We start from the raw sequence: 13,719 nt of genomic DNA, 5'->3' as shown, positions 1-13,719 counted from the left end.
CATGATGAATGAAACAATGAACCATTTGATTAGTCGAGTAGCTGATTTTTCTAAAACAGTCATACGACCAAATGCTTCTGAATACGATAAAACAGAAGCATTTCCCGAAGAACAACTAAATCAATTAAGTGATATGGGCGTTTTACGGATGCCATTTGATCGATTGCATGGGGGACTTGGGGGATCATTTAAAGATTTGTTGGAAGTCATTCGGATCGTATCAAGAGATTGTGCGTCAACAGCTAGTATTTTACTGACTCAAACATCTATGAGCCTTTGGCCAATCTATCAGTATGGCACTGAACGACAAAAACAGATGCATCTGCCTGCTATGCTGAGTGGAGAAACCTTTGGTGCATTTGGACTAAATGAGTTAGGGATGGGCAATGATCTTGAAAATATGGAAACTCTTGCAGTTGAAAAAGAAAATCATTGGGAACTAAGTGGAGCTAAAGCATTTGTTTCAAATGCGGGAAAAGCAAACGTTTATTTAATAGGAAGTAAGACCATAGCTAAAGATGGAACAAGCGGATACGGTATCTTTATTATAACTGCTGAAATGCGTGGGCTTATTATAGGAAATAGAGAAGAAAAGATGGGCATACGTGCTCTTCCGGTGGCTTCACTTGAATTTGATCAGATATGTGTTTCAAAAGAAAATTTATTGGGTGGTAGCTGTAATGGAGAAGAGCAATGCCAATCTATCAGCGATCATATGCGACTGTCCATTGCTGCTCAAGCAATAGGAATCGCTGAAGGATCTTTTGAACGAGCGTTAAACTATGTTAGTCAAGATCGTAAGTTTGGGCAACGACTGATCGATCTACGCAACACACAATTTAAACTCGCTGAAATGTATACAGAATTACAAGCTGCGGCTGCACTGTTGGATCAAGTAGCGAAAAATGATCAACTTGATTCAATAATGGTCGCTATGGTTAAATTGAAAGCTGCAAATACTAGTATCGAAATGACTGAAATGGCCATTCAAGTAACTGGCGGTTACGGATACATGCGGAACAACGATATCGAACGTTACGTCAGAGATGCTAAGTTAACAGCCGTTTATGGTGGCACTTTAGAAACACAAAAAGATACAATTGCAAAAAAATGGATCAACTGATCACAAGGAAAAGGACTAGTTACTTATTTAGAGGAGTGAGATGATGGAAATCAAAAAAGTTATGGTGATCGGATCAGGACAAATGGGCAGTGGTATTGCGCAAGTTATGGCACAAGCTGGATATGATGTTATCTTGAACGATATAAAAGAAGAATTAGTGCAACGAGGATTCACTAAGATTGAAAAAGGATTAACTCGTGAAGTTGAAAAAGGGCGTAAAACAGAAGCCGAAAAAGAACGTATTTTAGCTCAATTTACACTTTCAACAGATATTCAAGATGCAAAAGAAGCACAATTAGTCATTGAAGCAGCGACAGAAAATAAAAAAATCAAATTGTCTATTTTTAAAGAACTAGATGAAATTACAGATGAAGAAACGATTTTAGCAAGCAATACGTCTTCTCTTTCGATTACAGAAATTGCTGCAGCGACAAATCGTCCTGAAAAATTTATTGGATTGCACTTCTTTAATCCGGTTCCTGTTATGAAATTAGTAGAGATCAATCGAGGTTTGGCAACAGATGATGAAACAACAGCCACTATTAAAGCACTGAGCGAGAAAATCGGGAAAATTACGATTGATATTAAAGATTCGCCAGGGTTTGCCGTTAATCGTATTTTGATACCAATGATCAATGAAGCCATTTTTACGGTGCATGAAGGCATAGCAACACTTGAAGAAGTCGACGAAGCAATGAAGCTAGGTGCAAATCACCCAATGGGTCCAATTGCTTTAGCAGATTATATCGGATTGGATGTTTGCTTAGCTATTATGGAAGTTTTGTACACAGGATTTAATGATTCCAAATACCGTCCTTGTCCGTTGTTGAAAAAATATGTAGAAGCTGGTTGGCTAGGTAGAAAAACCGGTAAAGGGTTTTATGATTATGCTTCATAAGGAGAGGACAACGAAATGACAGAATATAATACACTTACTTTAGAAAAAGCAGAAGGAATCGCCACTTTAAAAATCAATCGACCTAAAATGTTAAACGCATTAAGTCAAGAAGTCTTAGAAGAAGTGTCTGTTGCACTTGATGAAGTGGAGAAAGATGGTGCGATTCGCGTGCTAATCGTGACCGGTTCAGGTACTAAAGCGTTTGTAGCAGGTGCGGATATCAAAGAAATGAAAGAAAAAAATGCAATTGAGGGAACAATTTTTTCTTCCTTAGGGAATGCGGTTTTTTCAAAATTGGAACAATTACGTCAGCCTACTATCGCTGCCGTTAATGGATTTGCTTTAGGCGGAGGATGTGAACTTGCTTTAGCTTGTGACATTCGAATCGGCGCTGAAAATGCAAAATTTGGACAACCTGAAGTAGGGTTGGGAATCATCCCTGGATTTGGCGGAACCCAACGCTTGCCACGCCTTGTTGGAACTGGGAAAGCTAAAGAATTGATTTACACAGGAGCAAATGTCGCAGCCGAAGAAGCTTATCGAATTGGTTTACTGAATAAAGTAGTAGCAGTTGAAGACTTGCTAGAAGAAACAAAAGCGATGGCTGAAAAAATAATCAAAAATTCGCCATTAGGTGTAGAAGGCAGTAAAAAAGCAATCAATCAAGGCATGCAAATGAGTATACAGCAAGGATTAGCATTGGAATCTGAAGTTTTTGGAGCTTTATTTGCTACTGAAGATCAAAAAGAGGGTATGACTGCTTTTGTTGAAAAGCGTAATGCACAATTTGAAAATAAATAAAAGAGAATCATTCATCTGATTGGGGGATTTTAGACATGTTAAAATTATACGAGAAAATGTATGAAAAGAAAAAAACAACAGCACAAGAAGCGGTACAATTGGTCGAACCAGGTGATGGGATCATTTTCCCCATCATGCCAGGTGAACCTCCAACATTATTGGAAGCGTTACCTAGCAATGGGTCGTTAAAAGGAAATACTTTATACCGTATGCTGCCAAGCTTTCCGACAGTGGATATCTCGCCATCTAAGCTAAAACAAGTATCAATATTTTTATCAGGTATGGACAGAAAAGGGTTTAATCAAGGTAACATTGATTTACTGCCAAATCACTTTTCGGATATCCCGGCATTGCTAAAAAAACGTACGGATCGTCCAGTAATCATGGCGACAGTATCGTCAATGGATGAAGACGGTAACTTCTCTTTAGGAACAAGTCCTTCCTATGTTGCTTCATTGATTGAAGATGCAAAAACCATCATTCTTGAAGTCAACAAGAACATGCCACGTACATTTGGTGCCAAAAACACCATTCATATCAGTGAAGTCGCCGCATTAGTTGAACACGATTTTGAATTGCCAACTTTACCTAGCCCTAAATTAAGCGAAAAAGACTTGGCTATCGGCAAAATAATTGCTGAAACGGTGAAAGATGGAGATACGGTTCAAATTGGTTTTGGTTCAATGCCAAATGCTGTAATGGACTACTTGATGGATAAACGCAATTTAGGTGTTCATAGTGAAATGCTTCCAGATAAAATTGTGGAACTCTATGCAAAAGGCGTAGTCAACAATAAATATAAAACTACTTATCCAACAAAAACAGTTTCTACGTTCGCGATCGGCTCAAAACAATTATATGAATTTATGAATAACAACAGAGATATATTAATGTTGCCATGTGATATGACGAATGATATTCGTGAAATTGCTAAAATTGATAATTTAAAAGCCATCAATTCGACAGTTGAAGTTGACTTTTTAGGACAATGCAATTCAGAAACGGTGAAAGGTTCTTATTATTCATCTACAGGTGGGCAAGCTGACTTTACTAAAGGAGTTAGACTAGCTAAAAATGGCTGTGGAATCATCTGTTTGTATTCGACTGCTAAACATGACACTATCTCTACAATTGTACCTGAATTAGCTTTAGGATCAGCTGTATCAACTTCTAAAAATGATATCGATACAATTGTAACGGAGTATGGAAAAGCTGAATTAATTGGGAAAACAGTACAAGAAAGAGCAGAAGCCTTGATTGAAGTAGCACATCCTAATTTCCGTGAAGAATTGCGTCAAAGAGCAATTGAAAGACACTTCATTGTGGAAGAAGTGAATGTAAGAGAAGAAACGATGTCTCTTATGGAAGGCTAAGGATAATAGAGAAAGAACATTCTTAAGGTTCAATTTTGAACGCTAAGAATGTCCTTTTTTAATTATCGATTTAATTTAGTGCTTTCGCGTAGAATTAAATCTGTCGATAAGGTTACTTTTTTTGCAACCGTTCTTTCAGTAGTCAATTTGTCTAACCATAGATCAAAACCGGTTTCGCCCATTAATTCGGTATAGACTTTTACTGTACTTAACGTGGGGTAGATATATTTAGCTACACTTATATCGTTGAATCCGATAAGGCTAACTCGTTCTGGAACGGAGATGCCTGCTTCTTGTAAAGCCCTCAAACAACCGATTGCCATGGAGTCATTCGAAATAAAAAAGGCATCTGGTAAATCGTCTTTTAAGGTTTCAATGGCTTTTTTCATCAGCTCTTGACCAGATGCGACATTAAAAGAACCTGTGAACACATGGTTTTCCTTGTATATTCCAGCTTGTTTCATGTAATTCTCAAAAATCGTCGTTCGTTTATCAATGATTGGTTTAGATCTATCTCCGAAATTTTCTTGTCCAGCAATCAAACCAATAGTTTGGTAATCGTTTGTACAAAAGTAATCCAAAACAGAATTTACTGCTTGTTCAAAGTCGATAACAACTGAATCTAATTTACGATGGAGTTGATCAAAATCAACAAAACAGATATTTTCTGTCCACGAAGTAAGTTTATTTACTTGAGAATCGCTAAATTTTCCAATTGCTATGATGCCTTCGATAGATGAATTCATTTCAAAATCTGTATTTTGGAAAATACGGACGATTTCATAGTTCATTTCTTCTGCTCTTTTTTCTACACCTAAGCGGATAGACAAGTAATAGAGGTCATCTAGTTCTTCTTTTTCAGTGTACCATTGAATAATGGCTAATTTGCCTTGTTTGTTTGCTTTTTTCTTTTGATATTTCGTGTAATCTAGAGCTTCAGCAACTTCAAACACTCGTTTTTTTGTTTCATCGCCTACTGATAATGTCTCGTCATAATTTAGTACACGAGATACGGTTGCGCTTGAAACGCCTGCTTGTTCGGCAATGTCTTTAATTGTTGCCATGTTCTCACCACTTTCTTTTCCATTCAATTTATTTATTATAGCATTGTATCAAAGCGGTAAGTTGTTTCAGAATGGAAAGTTTCATTAGGATGAAGTATGACTTTTCCAAATCCTTTTTGATTAATGGCATTAGGTAGGTTTTGAGCTTCCAAAGCAATCCCCGCATAAGATTCTTCAGCGTTTCCTTCATTGTCATGTCTTCCATCTAATGTATTTACGGCGAAAATAACCACAGCATCTCGATCTGTCGTCATTTGGACCCGCCGGCCACTAATGGTGTCAGATAAAACGGCTTCTGGTTTTTCATCGATATGTTCCAAGACGAAAGGGTGGTCATATCCAGAAACTAATTGGTTTTGTGGATGAGTACTTTCGAATCCTTTGTTTACAGCATCTGCGGTCATAAAGTCAAATGGAGTTTCTTTTACAGGTAGCAAAATACCCGTCGGAATGTAGTCTTCTTTCAATTCAGCAAAGTACTCGCTAGTTAAAGCCAATACGTGTTGATTGATTGCTTTTGTTGGATCTCCAGATAAGTTAAAATACACATGATTTGTTGGATTGAACAAAGTTGTTTTATCTGTGGTAGCTTGATAACTGATTTTCCATTCACTGGACTCTGTTAAAGTATAAGTAACTTGAACGGATAAGTTTCCAGGATAACCATTTTCACCATGTAGACTTTTATAGGTAAAAATCAGATGTCCTTCGTTTTCTGTGGATTCTGTTTTAACAGTCCAGATTTTTGTATCTAAACCATAATTGCCACCATGCGAATGGTTGGTTTTATCATTCGTTTCAAGTTGATAATTTTTCCCTTCTAATGTGAATTTGCCTTTATCAATCCGCCCGGCAACTCTTCCGACAGTTGCGCCATAATAAGGACGATAAGATACATATTCATCTAAAGTATCATAGCCTAGCACAATGTTTTCAATCAGTCCATTCTTATCTGGTACTCGAATGGAAGTGATAGCCGCGCCATAAGTCATAGCTGATAAGGAGACACCATAACGATTCGTCAAAGTATATTCCTGAACAATCTGTCCTGACAATTCTCCAAAATCTTTAACTGAAATGTCCAATCTTTTCTCCTCCTTTTGAATGAGCAAAACTATTTATAAATCGTTTGAAAGCAGCTTTTCCTTCAGTAGTCTGTTTATACACTCCAGCGTCTTCTAATACTCTCAGAAAAACAGATCCAACAGCATCTTCAATGATTTCTCCAACCGTTTCTTTTGTAATTTTTTTTGTTCTTTTTAATTCATCCGCCCATTTTTGATGGGAAATATCTAATTGATGAGGTTCATCTAATAAGTAATGTTCAACTTCAGAAAGTTCTTTTTTTAGTCTTGGTGGCAAGATAGCTAAGCCCATTACTTCGATCAGCCCAATGTTTTCCTTTTTGATATGCTGAACATCCTGATGAGGGTGGAAAATCCCGTCAGGGTACTGTTGCGTAGTACGATTATTGCGCAATACTAGGTCTAATTCATACTGATCCTTTTTATACCTAGCAATAGGTGTAATCGTGTTGTGAAGTTCTCCATTTGTTTCAGCAAAAATAGCTACTGATTCATCTGAATAGAAACGCCACTGATCTAAAATAAGAGTAGCTGCTTCAACTAATTCAGTTTGATTAGAACTTCTTAGACGGATGACGGACATGGGCCATTTTACAAGACCGGCTTCTACAGAAGGATAATCTGTTAATGCAAAGGGAAAGTCTATAGGTGCTTCTGCCATAGCAAAAGTGTGTCGGCCTCCTTGGTAATGGTCATGAGACAGGATTGAACCTCCAACTATTGGCAAATCAGCATTGGACCCAACAAAATAATGTGGAAATTGTTCAACTATACTTAAAAGTTTCGTGAAAGTAGCTTTTTCTAACTTCATAGGTTTATGTTCTTGTGATAAAAAAATACAATGCTCTTCATAATAAGCATAAGGGGAATACTGTAGACCCCAGTTCTCATTAGTTAAAGGTAAACGGATGATGCGATGGTTACTTCTGGCAGGATGGTTTAGATGTCCCTCGTAACCTTCATTTTCCATACATAAAAGACAAGTAGGGTATCCAAAGGAGGCAGGAGCTGTTTTAGCTAAAGCAATCTGCTTAGGATCTTTTTCTGGCTTAGATAAATTGATCGTGATCTCTAAATCACCAAAAACAGTAGATTTGATAAATTTGATATTCTTCTCAATTGCCCGTGTCTTAATGTAATTATTTTCTTGACTGAGATGGTAAAAATAAGTTGTAGCAGCTATAGGACTTTCTTGATAAAGCTCCCAAAATGTTCGGTTTATCTCAGAAGGTAGGGGAGTGATAAGGTTCATTATCTTTGCGGATAGAATATCTCTTTCAGCTTCATTATTTCCAATTACTTTTTCTTGAACAGCGTAATCGACTAAAGAGTCCATTGTTTCCAAACGATTTGGTAATGGCGTAGAAGCTTTTATGCCTGAAGCCAAAGCTTGTTTTCCAATCAAGGCGAGCAATTGATTTTGTGTAAGAAGAACATCTAACGGATGAATTTCTTGATTTTGATAACCGATTTGAATGAAGTCGGTTACAGATTGATCGATCATATACATTCATCCTTTCTAATTTTGTTTGTCTGCATAACCATGAGGAGAGTTTTTATGCCAATTCCAAGCTGATGCTAGGATATCATTTATATCTGTATATTGAGGCTTCCAGCCTAAAATAGTTTTTGCTTTCTCACTTGAAGCAATCAATGTGCTGGGGTCTCCAGCTCGACGTGCGGTTACTGTTGCAGGAATCTCTCTTCCAGTAACTTCACGTGCTGTATTCAGTATTTCTTTAACTGAAAAACCGGTACTGCTGCCTAAATTAAAGATAGTACTTTTATTTTCTAACTTTAAATATTCCAACGCTAGAATATGCGCTTCGACTAAATCGACGACATGGACATAATCACGAATACAAGTGCCATCTGAGGTAGCATAATCGTCTCCGAAAATAGTTAATTCATTTCTTTGTCCTAAAGCCGTTTGTAAAATAAGAGGAACTAAATGTGACTCAGGTGAATGATCTTCACCAATACTGCCATCTAATTTTGCTCCGGCTACATTAAAATACCGTAATGCTACAAAGTTTATATCGTAAGCTTTGTCACACCATTTCAATATCTTTTCCATCATCAATTTTGTTTCTCCATACGGACTTTCAGGATGGGTGTCTGCAGTTTCCTTAATTGGAACTTCTTTTGGCTCACCGTAAGTAGCAGCTGAAGAAGAGAAGACAATTGATTTAACAGCGAACTTTTGCATAGTTTCTAACGTTACTTGAGTACCATAAACATTATTATTAAAGTATTTTAGAGGTTGTCGCATTGATTCTCCCACTAAAGAATTTGCTGCAAAGTGCATAACTCCTTCAATTGGTTCTTTTTCAAAAACAGATTCCATAAAGGCTTTGTCACGAATGTCTCCTTGGTAAAAACGTGCTTTTTTATGAATCGCACCTCGGTGTCCAGTTTGTAAATTGTCGATTACTGCTACATCATATTGTTGTTCAATTAATTGGTCAACGGCATGAGAACCGATGTAGCCGGCTCCTCCTAATACTAAAACTGTCATGCTGATTCCTCCTCAAGCAATTTAGGGCCATCACTAATTTGAGCGATATAAAACTCACCAGGGTAGCCAATTTGATCTAGGTATTGTTTTCCAACTTGGTCAATAAAATAATCTATCTTATCGTTTTCAACGATTGCGATGGCACATCCGCCAAATCCTGCACCCGTCATTCGTGCACCTAAAATCCCTGGCTTATCCCAGGCAGCTTGAACTATTGCGTCCAATTCTGGTCCAGTTACTTCATAATCATCTCTCAAGGAAACATGTGATTCATTCATTAATTGACCAAACTCTTCCAAATCTCCAGCCTTTAAAGCTACGGCTGCCTTAAGTGTCCTTTGATTCTCAGTTACGGCATGTCGTGCTCTTTTTAGAATGGTTTCATTTGAAAGGGCTGATTGATGGTCAGCAAAAGTTTGTTCGTCTAATTCTCCTAATGAAGAAACAGTAAGAACTTTTTGCAATTCTGTTAACGCTTGATCGCATTCGCTGCGACGTTCATTGTATTTAGAATCAGCTAACTCACGTCTTTTTTTAGTGTTCATGATAACAATTGAATGATTTTCTAACACTACTGGAATCAATTCATAGTCTAAAGTGTTGCAATCTAGTAAAATAGCTGTATCTTTTTCGCCTTTACCTACTGCAAATTGATCCATAATACCTGAATTAACTCCAATAAACTCATTTTCCACTCGTTGCCCAGTTTTAATCAACTCTAATCGATCAATGTCTAAATAAAATAGCGTTTGTACTATAAAACCTGTCAGTAATTCAATCGAAGCAGAAGAGGAAAGACCAGCTCCGTTTGGAATATTGCCGTAATAAAGGATATCCATTCCTTGATTGATCGCATAACCTGATTCTTTTAAAAATTTAATCATTCCTTTAGGGTAATTTGTCCATTTATCTGCTGGATTGTATTCTAAGTTATTTAAATCAATCGAAATAACTCCTAATTCAGAAAAATTTTCAGAATAAAAGTTAATGATTTGATCTTCTCTTTTTGCTACTAAACCATACGTTCCTAAAGTTATTGCACAAGGAAAAACATTTCCACCATTGTAATCAGTGTGTTCTCCAATTAGGTTAATTCTCCCTGGAGAGAAAAACGCTTTCATATCCGTTTGTCCAAAAAGTTCATTGAATCTTTTTTTTAGTTTAGTTAAATTCATTTTGTATTTCCTCCTTAATAATGTTTTGTTACCTTTAGTTTAAATAGTTTGGTAAATAAAAACAAGTAAAATTTAGTAAATTATTTAAAAAGATAAAAATTATCGTTTTTAAATGTAATAAAAAAACCTGCCACAGTAAAAGCAGAGACAGGTTTAAAAATTATTCAGAAAGTTGTTGAAAAAAATCTTTAACAGCTTTCCAGTTTTCCACACGATTGGGGAAGTTTATCTTTTTATTGTGGTGTGCTGTAAAAAGTAATCCCGTTCCTGAAAAGTTGTTGAAGTGGCCAACATTATCATCAATTAAGTAATCAGCATGTATGATGCTTTTATTGCCACAAAAAACTATGTTTTCTTTTTGGATAGCAGGGAAGTGACTTTGAAGCCAATAAAATTTATCATCAAAACTATTAAAATCTACGATGACTTCATCCGTATCAATTGCAATTCTAGCCATAAATTTTAGTTGCCACTTAATAGATATAGTTATTTATTTTTTTAATATTGATCTTTAAATGAAGAGAGCTCTATTTTGTAATAGTTCCATTTTTTATAACTGATGACCACTTCTGCAACAGTTCCATCTTGTAAAATTGTTTTCTTTTCTTGTCTGATGGTAGGTTCGTTAGTTTTCATTTGTAACAATTTTGCTACCCAATCATCCGTAGGGAAGCAAATTTCATTGGTTTCTTTTGATTCTTCATCATACATATAAATGTCAAAATCGCTTTTAAAACGATTATAAATAGAATCATAATAGTCAAGACTAGGAATGTCCTTTTTAATAAATTGGCTAGGAATATACGAAAGATGTAATAAAAATGGGTCTTCATTAACTTTTCTTAATCGAACAATTTCATAATAGTCTTCTTTTTTTCGTAGCTGTAATTCTTTTCTCTTCTCTTCATTATGTTGAATTTCTAAACTTAAAACCTCAACCGATTCTGGTTCACCAGCGTAAATTTCAATATCAGAAAATTCTACAAGTTTTCGTTTACGGGAGCGAGAAACATATGTGCCTTTTCCTTGGAACCGTATGAGATAACCATCATTAACTAATTCTTGAACAGCTCTAATAACAGTGATTGAACTAACATTATAAAGTTTAACTAATTCCGCTTCACTGTAAAATCGATCGCCATGTTTAAACTCTCCAAATTCAATTTTTTTGAGCAAATCATCTTTAATTTGTTGATACTTTGGGATTTTCATACTTTTCTCCTCTCTATACCATTTGCTTAATATACTAACTTAAAAAAAGTAATTTTACCATTTATTTATTTTTTTAGTAAATATTTTCTATTTTTACTAAAATAAAGATTGACAGACACTAACTTAGTATATTAATATATTAAGTGTAAACGCTTTATATAGGAGGTGCTCAAATGAATACATTTGAAATAAAAGAAGATTTTTTACTAAACGGTGAGCCATTCAAGATAACATCTGGTGCCGTTCATTATTTCCGAGTTCTTCCTGAGGACTGGTATCATTCATTATATAATCTAAAAGCTCTTGGCTTTAATACAGTCGAAACGTATATTCCTTGGAATGTACACGAGCCGAAAGAAGGAGAATATCAATTTTCTGGTCAGTGGGATATAAAAAAATTTGTCCAACTAGCAGAGGAGATAGGTTTATTCGTTATTCTTCGTCCATCTCCATATATTTGTGCAGAATGGGAATTCGGTGGATTGCCAGCATGGCTGCTAACCTATCGTAATATGAAAATCCGTTCTTCTGATCCAGATTTTATTGAGAAAGTTTCTTGCTATTATAAGAATCTTTTTAAACACATCACGCCTCTCCAGGTGGATCATGGTGGCCCAGTCATTATGATGCAATTAGAAAATGAATACGGTTCATATGGTGAAGATAAAGATTATTTGAAAACGCTTTATGAGTTGATGTTGAAACTAGGCATAACCATTCCTATTTTTACTTCAGATGGAGCATGGAAAGCTACACAAGAAGCTGGAACGATGACGGGTTTAGATATACTGACTACAGGAAATTTCGGTTCTCGTTCAAAAGAAAACTTTAAGGAATTAAAAGAATTTCATGAATCAAAAGGAAAAAAATGGCCTTTGATGTGTATGGAGTATTGGGATGGTTGGTTTAATCGTTGGAATGATCCAATTATAAAAAGAGATGCTCTAGAGTTAACTCAGGATGTAAAGGAAGCTTTAGAGATTGGTAGCTTAAATCTATATATGTTCCATGGCGGAACGAACTTTGGCTTTATGAATGGTTGTTCAGCACGATTACGAAAAGATCTTCCGCAAGTCACTTCATATGATTATGACGCACCTTTAAATGAACAAGGTAATCCAACTGAAAAATATTTTGCTTTAAAAAATATGATGAAAGAAAGTTTTCCAGATATTGAACAATACCCTCCATTGGTGAAAGATAGTATGAGCATTACGAATATTCAGATTGGTGGAAAGGTAAGTCTACTTTCTATTGTTGATCGGATCGCTAAAAAACAAGAATCTAAATATCCAAAAACAATGGAAGAACTAGGTCAACAATATGGATATACACTATATAGAAGTTATGTGAAAAAGGACAGTGATGAAGAATTTTATCGTGTAATAGATGGCAGCGACCGTCTTCATTTTTTCCTTAACGAAGAAAAAATAGCTACACAGTACCAAGAAGAGATTGGAGAAAAAATATACGCTTCACCTATCCCTGGTTCTAATCAGCTTGATGTACTAGTAGAAAATATGGGACGTGTCAATTATGGCCACAAGTTATTGGCTGATACACAACAAAAAGGAATTCGAAGAGGAGTCATGTCTGATTTACACTTTATCACTAATTGGGAGCAATACAGCTTAGATTTTTCAGAACCGTTGTCTATTGACTTTGATAAGGAATGGAAAGAGAATTCTCCATCGTTTTACCAGTATAAAGTGACTATTGATGCACCAGAAGATACATTCATCAACATGGAGTCGTTTGGCAAAGGAATCGTTCTAGTAAATGGATTTAACATTGGGCGATTTTGGAATGTAGGGCCAACTCTATCCTTATATGTTCCAAAGTCTCTCTTTAAAAAGGGAGAAAACGAGATTATTGTTTTTGAAACAGAAGGCATCTGGTCAAAATCAGTAAGGTTAGAAAAAGAACCAAAATTTATAAAAATTGAAAAAGAGGGGGAAGAATAGTATGAGTATCACAGCAGTAAGAATAGATGGAAGATTGATTCATGGACAAGTAGCAAATCTTTGGACCACAAAATTAAGTATCAGCAGAATTATGGTGGTAGATGATAGCGTAACAACAAATGCAATCGAAAAGAGCGGGTTGAAATTGGCCACTCCGGCGGGGGTGAAGCTGAGTATTTTATCAATAGAAAAAGCAGCTGCAAATATTTTAGCTGGAAAATATGATTCACAACGATTACTGATCATTGCAAAAAAACCAGGCAGTTTATTAAAGCTAGTTGAATTGGGAGTCCCTATTAAAAAAATCAACGTTGGGAATATGTCTCAATCGGATGAATCAAAATCCATTACAAGATCGATTAACGTTCTAGAAGAAGACATTGAGAACTTCAAGCAACTTAATGAAAAAGGCGTGGAATTGGTATCACAAATGGTTCCAAGCGATCGCGAAGAAAACTTCATGGGTTTGTTGAAACAACATGTTTAAAAAATAGATAGACATAGAG

General features: G+C 35.8%; 13 protein-coding genes. 6 read left to right on the top strand and 7 right to left on the bottom strand.

The window, feature by feature from the left end:
• Nucleotide 1: 1 nt before the first annotated feature.
• Genes ABS916_RS08940 through ABS916_RS08925 form a run of 4 tightly spaced genes read left to right on the top strand, consistent with a single transcriptional unit; the run spans nucleotide 2 to nucleotide 4,195 of the window.
• Nucleotides 2–1,123 (top strand): acyl-CoA dehydrogenase family protein, encoded by a 1,122-nt coding sequence (locus tag ABS916_RS08940; RefSeq protein ID WP_350451558.1) that lies wholly within the window; start codon nucleotides 2–4, stop codon nucleotides 1,121–1,123.
• Nucleotides 1,124–1,166: 43 nt separating this feature from the next.
• Entirely contained in the window at nucleotides 1,167–2,021 is an 855-nt protein-coding gene (locus ABS916_RS08935) for a 3-hydroxybutyryl-CoA dehydrogenase (protein WP_350451557.1), read from the top strand.
• A 15-nt stretch (nucleotides 2,022–2,036) separates the two neighbouring features.
• Complete coding sequence (locus ABS916_RS08930) at nucleotides 2,037–2,822, top strand: enoyl-CoA hydratase-related protein (protein ID WP_350451556.1); 786 nt, start codon at nucleotides 2,037–2,039, stop codon at nucleotides 2,820–2,822.
• Between the two features lie 35 nt (nucleotides 2,823–2,857).
• Nucleotides 2,858–4,195, top strand: a complete 1,338-nt coding sequence (locus ABS916_RS08925) for an acetyl-CoA hydrolase/transferase family protein (protein WP_350451555.1) — start codon at nucleotides 2,858–2,860, stop codon at nucleotides 4,193–4,195.
• A 62-nt stretch (nucleotides 4,196–4,257) separates the two neighbouring features.
• Here ABS916_RS08925 and ABS916_RS08920 read toward each other — a convergent pair whose 3' ends face one another.
• The 7 genes from ABS916_RS08920 to ABS916_RS08890 form a co-directional block, all read right to left on the bottom strand.
• Nucleotides 4,258–5,259: a LacI family DNA-binding transcriptional regulator gene (locus ABS916_RS08920; RefSeq protein WP_350451554.1), complete on the bottom strand. Its 1,002-nt coding sequence runs from the start codon at nucleotides 5,257–5,259 to the stop codon at nucleotides 4,258–4,260.
• Nucleotides 5,260–5,294: 35 nt separating this feature from the next.
• Nucleotides 5,295–6,344: an aldose epimerase family protein gene (locus ABS916_RS08915; protein ID WP_350451553.1), complete on the bottom strand. Its 1,050-nt coding sequence runs from the start codon at nucleotides 6,342–6,344 to the stop codon at nucleotides 5,295–5,297.
• A complete protein-coding gene (galT, locus tag ABS916_RS08910; protein ID WP_350451552.1) occupies nucleotides 6,328–7,848 on the bottom strand; it encodes a UDP-glucose--hexose-1-phosphate uridylyltransferase in 1,521 nt (506 codons plus the stop codon). The genes ABS916_RS08915 and galT overlap by 17 nt, the downstream gene beginning before the upstream one ends.
• 15 nt (nucleotides 7,849–7,863) lie before the next feature.
• A complete protein-coding gene (gene galE, locus ABS916_RS08905; RefSeq protein WP_350451551.1) occupies nucleotides 7,864–8,862 on the bottom strand; it encodes a UDP-glucose 4-epimerase GalE in 999 nt (332 codons plus the stop codon).
• On the bottom strand, nucleotides 8,859–10,037 hold the full coding sequence (locus ABS916_RS08900; protein ID WP_350451550.1) for a galactokinase: 1,179 nt from the start codon (nucleotides 10,035–10,037) through the stop codon (nucleotides 8,859–8,861). The genes galE and ABS916_RS08900 overlap by 4 nt, the downstream gene beginning before the upstream one ends.
• Before the next feature lie 160 nt (nucleotides 10,038–10,197).
• On the bottom strand, nucleotides 10,198–10,494 hold the full coding sequence (locus ABS916_RS08895) for a 5' nucleotidase, NT5C type (RefSeq protein WP_350451549.1): 297 nt from the start codon (nucleotides 10,492–10,494) through the stop codon (nucleotides 10,198–10,200).
• Nucleotides 10,495–10,535: 41 nt separating this feature from the next.
• Nucleotides 10,536–11,249 (bottom strand): GntR family transcriptional regulator, encoded by a 714-nt coding sequence (locus tag ABS916_RS08890; RefSeq protein WP_350451548.1) that lies wholly within the window; start codon nucleotides 11,247–11,249, stop codon nucleotides 10,536–10,538.
• A 173-nt stretch (nucleotides 11,250–11,422) separates the two neighbouring features.
• On the opposite strand from ABS916_RS08890, the gene ABS916_RS08885 reads away from it, so the two are divergent.
• Nucleotides 11,423–13,213 (top strand): glycoside hydrolase family 35 protein, encoded by a 1,791-nt coding sequence (locus ABS916_RS08885; RefSeq protein ID WP_350451547.1) that lies wholly within the window; start codon nucleotides 11,423–11,425, stop codon nucleotides 13,211–13,213.
• A 1-nt stretch (nucleotide 13,214) separates the two neighbouring features.
• On the top strand, nucleotides 13,215–13,700 hold the full coding sequence (locus ABS916_RS08880; RefSeq protein WP_350451546.1) for a PTS sugar transporter subunit IIB: 486 nt from the start codon (nucleotides 13,215–13,217) through the stop codon (nucleotides 13,698–13,700).
• The last annotated feature ends 19 nt before the right edge of the window (nucleotides 13,701–13,719 follow it).

The sequence above is a fragment of the Carnobacterium sp. genome (genome assembly GCF_040274945.1).
GTDB lineage: Bacteria > Bacillota > Bacilli > Lactobacillales > Carnobacteriaceae > Carnobacterium_B.
The sequence above is the reverse complement of the archived record's forward strand: the minus strand, read 5'-3'. Positions and strand labels throughout refer to the sequence as shown.

Bases quoted from the DNA above. Each gene is read 5' to 3' on its own strand.
- ABS916_RS08940 (WP_350451558.1), top strand. From the start codon at position 2: ATGATGAATGAAACAATGAACCATTTGATTAGTCGAGTAGCTGATTTT.
- ABS916_RS08935 (WP_350451557.1), top strand. From the start codon at position 1,167: ATGGAAATCAAAAAAGTTATGGTGATCGGATCAGGACAAATGGGCAGT.
- ABS916_RS08930 (WP_350451556.1), top strand. From the start codon at position 2,037: ATGACAGAATATAATACACTTACTTTAGAAAAAGCAGAAGGAATCGCC.
- ABS916_RS08925 (WP_350451555.1), top strand. From the start codon at position 2,858: ATGTTAAAATTATACGAGAAAATGTATGAAAAGAAAAAAACAACAGCA.
- ABS916_RS08920 (WP_350451554.1), bottom strand. From the start codon at position 5,259: ATGGCAACAATTAAAGACATTGCCGAACAAGCAGGCGTTTCAAGCGCA.
- galT (WP_350451552.1), bottom strand. From the start codon at position 7,848: ATGATCGATCAATCTGTAACCGACTTCATTCAAATCGGTTATCAAAAT.
- galE (WP_350451551.1), bottom strand. From the start codon at position 8,862: ATGACAGTTTTAGTATTAGGAGGAGCCGGCTACATCGGTTCTCATGCC.
- ABS916_RS08900 (WP_350451550.1), bottom strand. From the start codon at position 10,037: ATGAATTTAACTAAACTAAAAAAAAGATTCAATGAACTTTTTGGACAA.
- ABS916_RS08895 (WP_350451549.1), bottom strand. From the start codon at position 10,494: ATGGCTAGAATTGCAATTGATACGGATGAAGTCATCGTAGATTTTAAT.
- ABS916_RS08890 (WP_350451548.1), bottom strand. From the start codon at position 11,249: ATGAAAATCCCAAAGTATCAACAAATTAAAGATGATTTGCTCAAAAAA.
- ABS916_RS08885 (WP_350451547.1), top strand. From the start codon at position 11,423: ATGAATACATTTGAAATAAAAGAAGATTTTTTACTAAACGGTGAGCCA.
- ABS916_RS08880 (WP_350451546.1), top strand. From the start codon at position 13,215: ATGAGTATCACAGCAGTAAGAATAGATGGAAGATTGATTCATGGACAA.